The 9,788-nt window shown below is 46.7% G+C and carries 8 protein-coding genes; 7 read left to right on the plus strand and 1 reads right to left on the minus strand.

The features are described from left to right. Window positions 1-467, minus strand: a 467-nt coding sequence (locus tag BMX05_RS12175; RefSeq protein ID WP_143051979.1) for an RNA-guided endonuclease InsQ/TnpB family protein, incomplete at its 3' end; no start/stop codon positions are given. A gap of 131 nt (window positions 468-598) precedes the next feature. On the opposite strand from BMX05_RS12175, the gene BMX05_RS12180 reads away from it, so the two are divergent. From BMX05_RS12180 to BMX05_RS12210, 7 genes are all read left to right on the plus strand, one after another. Further along, on the plus strand, window positions 599-1,018 hold the full coding sequence (locus tag BMX05_RS12180; protein WP_093312562.1) for a four helix bundle protein: 420 nt from the start codon (window positions 599-601) through the stop codon (window positions 1,016-1,018). After that, a complete protein-coding gene (locus tag BMX05_RS12185) occupies window positions 1,005-3,659 on the plus strand; it encodes a TrlF family AAA-like ATPase (RefSeq protein ID WP_093312566.1) in 2,655 nt (884 codons plus the stop codon). Before BMX05_RS12180 ends, BMX05_RS12185 begins: the two co-directional genes overlap by 14 nt. Next, window positions 3,638-4,795: an RNA-binding domain-containing protein gene (locus BMX05_RS12190; protein WP_093312572.1), complete on the plus strand. Its 1,158-nt coding sequence runs from the start codon at window positions 3,638-3,640 to the stop codon at window positions 4,793-4,795. Before BMX05_RS12185 ends, BMX05_RS12190 begins: the two co-directional genes overlap by 22 nt. Window positions 4,796-4,805: 10 nt before the next feature. Beyond that, window positions 4,806-7,898 carry a type I restriction endonuclease subunit R gene (locus tag BMX05_RS12195; protein WP_093312576.1) on the plus strand — a complete coding sequence of 1,031 codons (3,093 nt, stop codon included), beginning with the start codon at window positions 4,806-4,808 and terminating at the stop codon, window positions 7,896-7,898. Further along, window positions 7,898-8,611, plus strand: a complete 714-nt coding sequence (locus tag BMX05_RS12200) for a M48 family metallopeptidase (protein WP_093312581.1) — start codon at window positions 7,898-7,900, stop codon at window positions 8,609-8,611. The genes BMX05_RS12195 and BMX05_RS12200 overlap by 1 nt, the downstream gene beginning before the upstream one ends. A 158-nt stretch (window positions 8,612-8,769) precedes the next feature. Continuing rightward, window positions 8,770-9,393: a dephospho-CoA kinase gene (gene coaE / locus BMX05_RS12205; RefSeq protein WP_093312586.1), complete on the plus strand. Its 624-nt coding sequence runs from the start codon at window positions 8,770-8,772 to the stop codon at window positions 9,391-9,393. Window positions 9,394-9,406: 13 nt separating this feature from the next. Further along, window positions 9,407-9,685, plus strand: coding sequence for a hypothetical protein (locus tag BMX05_RS12210; RefSeq protein WP_093312592.1), 279 nt, complete (start codon window positions 9,407-9,409; stop codon window positions 9,683-9,685). The last annotated feature ends 103 nt before the right edge of the window (window positions 9,686-9,788 follow it).

Consider the following 9,788-nt stretch of genomic DNA (forward strand, 5'->3'; position numbering starts at 1 on the left):
GCCGAGTCTTTGGAAACGGTCACTGTGCTGGGTGCGCTGGGCAGTTCACGACTCCAGCGAATATCCAATGGGGTTTTGCTTTTGGCCAGATACAGTTTGCCGTCCCGGTATTTAAAGGCCGAGCGGGTGAACTCCGCCGACTGGCGGTGCCGCTTGCTTTTGAATACCGGGTACTTGGCACGGCCCTCAAAGAAGTTTTTGAAGGCGGTTTGCTGGTGGCGAAGGCATTGCTGCAAGGGGACACACGACACCTCAGACAGGAACGCCAACTTAGGATCTTTTTTGATTTCGGTCAGTCGGGCGTTGGCAGCGACATAGCCGATCTTTTCTTGGCGCTGATAAAAGGCATCGGTACGCCAGCGCAGTATCGCGTTATAGACAAAACGCACACAACCGAAGGTCTGGGCCAGCAGCTCAGTTTGTTCGGGCGTCGGGTAAAATCGATATTTATAGGCGCGTTTTGTCATGCGTCACATTTTAGCGTGACTTTTGTTAAGATAGCAACCCACTTAAAACGGAGGAGCGGGAACGGGGGCGGCTGACGCCGCCGCGCTATCCCTCCCCGCCCTAACAGGACGGGGTTTCCCGCGCAAAATTGATGAAAAAAGACAACCAACATTCTCCATTATCAACTTTCAATTCTCCATTGACAAAGCGCAACCCGATTGCTGAGAAGAGTTTTAACTTCGCCCTGCGCGTAGTTAGGATGTCGAAGTACTTGCAAGCTGAGAAGCGCGAGTATGTTTTGAGCAAACAAATTTTGCGCAGCGGCACGGCGATTGGGGCTTTGGTGCGTGAAGCGGAACATGCACAGAGCAAAGCTGATTTTATTAATAAAATGAGCATTGCGTTAAAAGAAGCCAATGAAACAGACTATTGGATTGAGTTGCTGTTTCAATCGGGTGAAATCACTCAAGATAGTTATCAATCCATTAAACCTGACATTCAAGAACTTTTGAAACTGCTTGTTTCCATCGTCAAAACCTCAAAGGAGAATGCCCAAAATGACCGAAAATAATTCTCCACTATCCACTGTCAACTCTCCATTCAACTTCGGTAGTCGCTGGTTAAAAGCCGACTTCCACCTCCATACGCGCGCTGATAAAGAGTTTACTTATACTGGTGAGTCTGACCGTTTTGTTAGTGATTATGTAGAAGCATTAAAAGCGGCCAAGATAGGATTGGGCGTAATCACCAACCATAATAAATTTGATGTAGATGAATTTAAGGCGCTGCGCAAGAAAGCCAAAAAATCAGGCATTGGCTTGTTACCGGGCATTGAGTTATCCATCAAAGATGGTCAGGCTGGTGTGCATACCTTGGTGGTTTTTTCTGATGAATGGTTTTGCAACAGAGAGCAAACTAACCATATTCAAACGTTTCTCAGTGTGACATTCGCATGCCAAGCAAACTTTGAACAAGAAAATGCATGCTCGAAGCACGATATTTTGCAAACCATTAAAGTATTGGACGAGTACAACAAGGATTATTTCTTGGTATTCGCTCATGTGGAAGCATCCAATGGCTTATGGGGTGGCCTTGCTCCGGTACGCATCAAAGAGCTATTTGATAATGAGACAGTACGACGCAGAGCGTTAGCTTTTCAAAAAGTGCGCACCCGTGATGACCGCGCGAAAATCCAGCAGGCATTAGGTCATTTATATCCGGCTGAAGTGGAAGGTTGTGATGCCAAGAACCTTGCGGATATGGCGGTACGTAAAAAGGCAAGCTACTTAAAACTTGGCTCATTTAGCTTTGAAGCGGTTAAGTTTGCGTTGCGTGATAAAGCTTCCCGAGTCCGCGCCGAGCTGCCTAGCTATAAACATTCTTATATTCAAAAAATCCGCTTTGAAGGCGCTGGTACTTTAGGTGGCACGGAAATTTGCCTTTCGCCTGAGCTTAATACCCTGATTGGCATTCGAGGCAGTGGTAAATCATCCGTGCTGGAAGGGGTACGCTACGCGCTGAATATTCCCTTTGGCGATAAATCATCGGATGTGGAATACAAAGAAGGGCTGGTAAAACACTTACTACGCAGTGGTGGCAAAATTACCATCGACGCCATTGACCGCCGCGGCCAGCCCTATCAAATCCGCCGTATCTTGGGTGAGCGCCCCGATGTGTATGTGAATGGTCAGTTGCAACCGGGCGTGTCGGTGCGTGAAACGGTATTGCATCAGCCGATCTATTTTGGTCAGAAAGATCTTTCCAGCACGGGCGCTGGCTTTGAAAAAGATTTGATTGAGAAGCTGCTTGGCGACGCGCTTGTACCTGTCCGGCAAAAAATTGAGCAAGGCCGTCAGCGGGTGGTCGATGCGATTAATCAGATTAAACGCCTCACCCGAGCGGCAACGCAAAAGCAAGAATGGTTGCAGAAAAAGCAAGATGCTGAATTTAAGCTCAAGTTCTATCAGCAACACGGTGTTGAAACTAAGCTACAAAAGCAAATTGACTTTGACCGCGATGAGCGCAAAGCACAGCAAGTCATTCAAGGTGCTGAGGATTATCTTTCGGAGCTCAATAGTTTTGTGGCCAGCTTTGAAGATGAGCTAAAAAATCAGGCGTTGTATAAGTCTGCCCAAAATCAGATTTTTTTTGATGACTTTTTTGCGACCTACCAGCAGTTGATTGCTGGCTTTGATGGCATTAAGCAAACGGTGCTCAATGGTCACAATACGGTTGCGCTGTTACAGCAGAAGTTGTCTGGCTTTGTGCAGCAAAAACAGTCGTTGAAGGAAGAGTTTGCCGAGATTGAACGCAAACTGGCCACCGAGCTTAAGCAAGCCGGTGCTCAGGCAATTAGCCCGCAAGAATTTAAACAGCTTAGAAGCTTGTTAGACCAAGCCGAGCAAATGTTAGCCGTACTCGCCAAAAGCGAGCAGCAGTATGCGGATTTGAATCAATCCCTAGAGCGTGAATTAGCGCAGCTTAATGATCTTTGGTTGGAGGAGTACCGCACTATTGAGCAGGTACTGAGCAAAATCAATCGGGTTGATTCGCCCCTTAAAATTGTGCCGCAATTTAAAGGGAATAAGGCTGCCATGCTCACGTTCATGCAAGACTTGTTTCGGGGTAGTGGTATTCATGGCGCTACCCAAAAGAAGATTGTGGATGAATACAGTGATTTCGCATCGGCCTATCGCGACGTTGAAAAGCTGAAAAGTACGCTTGGCCGGTCTTTTGATACCTTCTGGCAGTATTTTGAAGACAACCTGGAAGCCTTGTTAACTTGGCAAGTGCCGAATGTGTTTACTATCGAGTATCACGGCAAAGCACTGGCACACCACTCGTTGGGGCAACGGGCATCGGCCTTGATGCTGTTTGTGTTAAGTCAGCAAGAAAACGACGTGGTGATCATTGATCAGCCAGAAGATGATTTGGACAACCAAACCATCTATGACGATGTCATCAAGCTGATTCGCCAGCTTAAGCCTTCTACCCAGTTTATCTTCGCGACACACAATGCCAATATTCCGGTGCTGGGTGATGCGGAACAGGTAATTGCCTGTGAGTATCAAGATGACCATATCGCGCTGGTTAACGGCAGCATTGATTGTGCTGACGTTCAACAGCGCATTGTAAGTATTATGGAAGGTGGTGCCGAAGCCTTCGAAAAACGTAAGCAGGTGTATGAAGCATGGAAACCGAAGAACTCTTAGCGATTATTGCGCGTGATGAAGATAGTCGGCATCAGTTTAAAGTCGATGTTAATAACGCCTCATCTTTGGGGGCTGAGATGGTCGCATTTTCCAATAGTGCCGGAGGGCTAATCCTAATTGGCGTAAAGAATGAAGATGGTTCGCGGTCTGGGTTAACTAGAGATGATATAGGTCGAATCAATCAAATCGTCGCTAATGCGGCGACAAATAATGTTCGCCCCCCTATAAATCCAGTGACAGAAAACATCCTGCTACCTGATGGGTTAGTAATAGTTGTTCATATAGAACAAGGTATTAGCAAACCATATATGGATACTCAGGGGTTTGTATGGGTTAAAAATGGATCAGATAAACGTAAAGTAACCGCACGCGAAGAACTCCAAAGAATGTTTCAAGAAGCTGCACTGATACACGCTGATGAGACCCCTGTTAGCGGTAGTTCTGTTACAGACATAGACCAAGAGTTTTTTGACGCATTTTTCGAGAGGGAATACGGCGAACGAGTTGAAGAACAAGACGTATCTCGCGTTCAACTGCTTGAAAACATGAATTTGGCAAAGAACGGGCAGCTTAACATCTGCGGCGCCTTGTTGTTTTCGTCACGTCCACAAATACGCTTACCGGTTTTTATTGTAAAAGCGGTGGCTTTTCCGGGTGTTGATATCGAAGACGAGCACTATATCGACAGCCAGGATATTAACGGCAAGCTATCGGATGTATTCCAAAAGGTTCTGGGTTTTGTGCTGGCTAACATTCGCCATGTGCAAAATGAACAAGGCTTCAACTCAGTAGGCGAGCCAGAAGTTCCGCGAATCGTGCTTGAAGAGCTTATTGCCAATGCGCTTATTCATCGAGATTACTTTGTATCCGCGCCGATTAAGGTTTTGGTGTTTGCTAATCGAATTGAAATCGTGAGCCCCGGTCACTTGCCCAATAACTTAACAATAGAAAATATCAAAATGGGTAACTCGAATGTTAGAAACCCAATCTTGGCCTCGTTTGCTCCAAAAGTGTTGCCATATCGGGGCTTGGGGAGCGGCATAAAACGAGCGATAAAAGCGTATCCAGACATTGAGTTTATTGACGACAGGGCTGGCAATACATTTAAAGCCATTATCAAGAGACGCATAGAATAAGGACGTTAAAATGAGTAACGTTGGCCAGCGTGAGCGCACTACCCAAAATCGTATCGTTCAGTTTTTTCAAACGGACTTAGGCTATCGCTATTTAGGCAATTGGCAAGATCGCGCGAATAATAAAAATATTGAAGTGGATCTCCTCGTTGATTGGCTAAAAAAACGTGGTGTTAGCGAAGCCTTGATCAAGCGTGCAATTCGCCAATTGGATACGGCAGCAGCGCTGGGCGAAGGTAAAAAGCTCTATTACGCCAACAAAGAGGTGTATCGCCTGCTGCGTTACGGCGTGAAAGAGAAAGAAGGGGCCGGTCACCAGAACGAAACCGTTTGGCTGATTGACTGGAAAAACCCAGAAGCAAACGATTTTGCCATTGCCGAAGAAGTCACCATTAAAGGTGAAAATAAAAAACGCCCTGACATAGTGCTGTATGTCAATGGTATCGCGCTCGGTGTGATTGAGCTGAAACGCTCTTCGGTGTCGGTTTCCGAAGGTATTCGCCAGAACCTGGATAACCAGAAAAAAGAGTTTATCCGTAACTTCTTTACCAGCATGCAATTGGTGATGGCGGGTAATGATACGCAAGGCTTGCGGTATGGCACCATTGAAACACCAGAGAAGCACTATCTTGAATGGAAAGAAGAGATAGAAAACGGGTATAGCCATAAGCTCGACTTTCACCTAAGCCGCGTGTGCAACAAAGCGCGTTTTTTACAGATTATCCACGATTTTATGGTGTTTGATGCCGGTATTAAAAAGACCTGTCGTCACAATCAGTTCTTTGGCATTGAAGCGGCAAAACGCCATATCGCAATGCGTGAAGGTGGCATTATTTGGCATACGCAAGGTTCTGGCAAAAGCCTCACTATGGTATGGCTGGCCAAATGGATACGCGAGAATGTCAAAGACGCCCGCGTGCTGATTGTCACTGACCGCACTGAGCTAGACGAGCAAATTGAAAAGGTGTTCACCGGTGTTGAGGAAGAGATTTATCGCAGCAAAAGCGGTGCCGATTTGGTGGCGACGCTCAATCAGCCCAACCCTTGGTTGGTGTGCTCTTTAGTCCATAAATTTGGTCGCCAGTCTGATTTGGAAAAGGATGCTGCGACGGATGAGTTTATTGCTGAGTTAAAGAAATCCCTACCATCGGATTTTAAAGCCAAAGGTGATTTGTTTGTGTTTGTGGACGAGTGTCACCGTACGCAATCGGGCAAGTTGCACGAGGCGATGAAATCCATCCTGCCAGACGCCATGTTTGTCGGCTTTACCGGCACCCCCTTGATGAAGAAAGACAAGAAAAAATCGGTTGAGGTATTTGGCCCTTACATTCACACCTATAAGTTTGATGAAGCCGTGGCCGATGGTGTGGTGCTTGATTTGCGCTACGAAGCACGAGACATTGACCAAAACGTCACTTCGCAGAAAAAGGTCGATGAATGGTTTGAGGCCAAAACTCGCGGCTTGTCTAGATTAGCGAAAACCCAGTTGAAGCAGAAATGGGGCACCATGCAAAAGGTGCTGTCTAGTAAATCGCGTTTGCAGCAGATTGTGAATGATATTTTGCTGGATATGGATACCAAGCCACGCCTGATGGATGGCTACGGCAATGCCATCTTGGTCTGTTCTAGCGTCTATCAGGCTTGTAAAGCCTATGAGATGTTCAGCCAAACGGATTTAGCCGGTAAGGTGGCGATTGTCACCAGTTTTCAGCCGACTGCTGCAAGCATTAAAGGGGAAGAAACCGGTGAAGGTTTAACGGAAAAGCTCTTTAAGTACGATATTTACCGCAAGATGCTTGCGGATTATTTCGAGCAGCCGGAAGACAAGGCTGCTAATCGCGTTGAAGCCTTTGAAAAAGAAGTTAAAAAGCAATTTATTGATGAGCCAGGGCAAATGCGTTTGCTGATCGTGGTCGATAAGCTGCTGACTGGCTTTGACGCTCCTTCGGCGACCTATTTGTATATCGACAAACAGATGGCGGATCATAATCTGTTTCAGGCGATTTGCCGTGTGAACCGTTTGGATGGCGATGATAAAGAATACGGTTATATCATTGATTACAAAGATCTGTTCCGCTCCTTGGATAAAGCGATTTCGGATTACACTCAAGGCGCATTTGATGGTTATGACAAGGAGGACGTTGCAGGGCTGCTGAAAGATCGTTTAGAGCAAGCCAAGCTCGATTTGGATAATGCGCTGGAAATGGTGCGCGCCTTGTGTGAGCCAGTCAAAGCGCCACGCAATACGGAAGACTACATTCATTACTTTTGTGGTAAGTCAGGTCTGAACCAAGACGAGCTTACTGAGAAAGAGGCACTGCGTTTAACGCTTTATCAGAACGTTGCCAAACTGCTGCGTGCGTTCGCCAATATCGCCAATGAAATGCCTGATGCAGGCTATGCTGCGCAAGATGTAGACTCGATCAGATCAGAAGTGGCTCATTTTGAAAAAGTCCGTGACGAAGTCAAACTGGCCAGTGGCGATTTGGTAGAAATGAAACGCTTTGAGCCTGCCATGCGCCACCTGTTAGATAGGTATATTCGTGCGGATGACAGCGAAGTACTGATGGATTTTGAAGAGCTAGGGCTCATTGAACTGATCGTTAAAAAAGGGGCTGATGCCGTGGAGGCTTTGCCTGAGAGTATTCGTAAGAATCAGGAAGCCATGGCCGAAACCATCGAAAATAACGTGCGTAAAACTATTGTCGATGAAAACCCGGTTAACCCCAAGTATTACGAACAAATGTCGGTGTTATTGGATGAGCTGATTGAGCTTCGCCGCCAAAAAGCCATTGAATATCAAGCGTATCTGGAAAAAATCCGTGAGCTATCTCGTAAGGTAATCCGCCCTGAGCAGACAGCAGCTAACTATCCGCCCTCGATGGACTCTAATCCCAAACGTGCTTTCTACGATAACTTCGGTAACGACGAAGTGCTGGCTACCAAAATTGATACGGTGATTCGCTATACCAAAAAAGCGGACTGGGTTGGTGATCGTTTCAAGGAGCGAGAAATTGCCAATGCGGTGCGAGAAGAAACGGCAGGGTATGAGCTTGATATTCAGAGTGTCATGGAATTGGCAAAAGCGCAAAAAGAGTACCATTGATGCCTAAGGTAGAAATTGGTTCTATTGCTATGCAGTTAAATCGTAAGGCAATTAAAAACCTTCATATCAGCGTGTTGCCACCTGATGGGCGTGTGCGTGTTTCTGCTCCGGAATCTATGACAGAAACCGCAATCCGTATGGCAGTGATCAGTCGCATTCCTTGGATCAAGAAACAGCAGAGTGATTTTGCCAAACAAGCTCGCCAATCTGATCGAGCAATGGTGAGCGGTGAATGCCATTACCTATGGGGCCGGCATTACCGTCTGAATCTTATCGAGCGTTCCGGAAAGCATGAAATCAAGCTAGGTCGTGGTCGATTGCATTTATATGTCAATCCCGCAACAAGGCTTGAGAACAGGGCGCTGGTGCTGAGCGCGTATTACCGAGATGTACTTAAAGCGCGAATCGCTGAGTTATTGCCTGTTTGGGAGGAGAAGGTAGGCGTTACAACTGCCGATTGGGGGGTCAAAAAAATGAAAACCAAATGGGGTAGCTGCAATATTCAGGCAAAGCGCATTTGGCTAAATTTAGAGCTTGCGAAAAAGCCCCCCGAATGTCTGGAATACGTACTAGTACATGAGCTGGTACATCTGCTGGAGCGCAAACATAACGAGCGCTTTAAGGCGTATATGGATAAACTCCTTCCTGATTGGCGAGAGCGCCGGGATTTGTTAAACCGAATGCCTTTGGCGTCCAACGATTGGGTTTCCTAGAGAAGGTGGTATGAGATTTGAGGCGCCTCTATTCCAGCCTCTAGTGCAAGGAAAATCTCAAAGTGACCAAAATGCCACACACTTTTTATGCTCGCCCTTTATAATAGCAGTTCGCTATCTACCATGATTCCATTCGCGTTTTTCGCTAAGGACCTCTTATGTTAATTATCGGTTTGACAGGCGGTATCGGCTCGGGTAAGAGCGCAGCCGCAGCACGCTTTGCTGAAAAAGGCATTCATATTGTCGATTCAGATCAGGTCGCGCGTGACGTGGTGGCTGTGGGTATGCCTGCATATCAAGCGATTTGTGAGCATTTTGGTACAGAGATACTACAAGCGTCTGGCGAGCTAGACCGTGCGGCTTTAAGACGCAAAGTCTTTGATGATGAGCAGCAAAGGTTATGGTTAGAGGATGTACTACATCCTGTGATTCGCGATGAAACTTGTCGCCAACTGGATGCAAGTGCCAGTCCTTATACTTTATTGGTCTCACCTTTGTTATTGGAAAGCGGCCAGGTCGCATTGGTGCATCGGATTTGTGTGGTCGATGTGCCTGAGCCGATACAAATCGAACGCGCTTGCGCTCGTGATCACAATGATGAAGATCAAATTCGTGCGATTATGAAAGCCCAATGCTCACGCAAAACAAGACGCTTACAAGCACATGATATTATTGATAATAGTCGGGATCTTGCCCATTTGTATGCGCAAGTAGATCACTTGCATCAGACTTATTTACAGCTTGCCGAGCAACGCACACAGTTGGATGATGCCCTTTTTTAAGAGGGTTTTATAGATGTTGGTGGCTAATTGGCGTTTAGGTGTCATCCTGATGTGTGGCGCTTTCAGTACGGCGAGCTGGGCTTTTGTACCAGTGACAAAAGCACCTGATTTACCTCAAGTGCAAGACTTAGCGGCCCAATGGGAAGCCATCGGCGAAGTACAAGAATTTACTGCTTATCCAATGGATTTAAGTTCGGGACAGACCGCCTATTTGTTGGCCCTTGCTGATGATATGGGTTGGTATTATGCCTTTACCAAAAAGCGCGTAAAGCATCGCCCAATCGGGCGGTGATACAAGCGCGCACCGCGTAGCGGTGCCCTCTTGCCAGGATCTCGCTGAGCTGCTAATTTATCCAGCATGACAAAACGAGCCTACAAAGAGCGGTTTTATCCCA

Origin of the sequence: Allopseudospirillum japonicum (assembly GCF_900108915.1) — a bacterium.
In the GTDB taxonomy this organism is placed as follows: domain Bacteria; phylum Pseudomonadota; class Gammaproteobacteria; order Pseudomonadales; family Halomonadaceae; genus Pseudospirillum; species Pseudospirillum japonicum.

Coding starts and splice junctions, on each gene's coding strand:
- BMX05_RS12195 (WP_093312576.1), top strand. CDS start 4,806: ATGAGTAACGTTGGCCAGCGTGAGCGCACTACCCAAAATCGTATCGTT.
- BMX05_RS12185 (WP_093312566.1), top strand. CDS start 1,005: ATGACCGAAAATAATTCTCCACTATCCACTGTCAACTCTCCATTCAAC.
- BMX05_RS12190 (WP_093312572.1), top strand. CDS start 3,638: ATGGAAACCGAAGAACTCTTAGCGATTATTGCGCGTGATGAAGATAGT.
- BMX05_RS12210 (WP_093312592.1), top strand. CDS start 9,407: ATGTTGGTGGCTAATTGGCGTTTAGGTGTCATCCTGATGTGTGGCGCT.
- BMX05_RS12200 (WP_093312581.1), top strand. CDS start 7,898: ATGCCTAAGGTAGAAATTGGTTCTATTGCTATGCAGTTAAATCGTAAG.
- BMX05_RS12180 (WP_093312562.1), top strand. CDS start 599: ATGAAAAAAGACAACCAACATTCTCCATTATCAACTTTCAATTCTCCA.
- coaE (WP_093312586.1), top strand. CDS start 8,770: ATGTTAATTATCGGTTTGACAGGCGGTATCGGCTCGGGTAAGAGCGCA.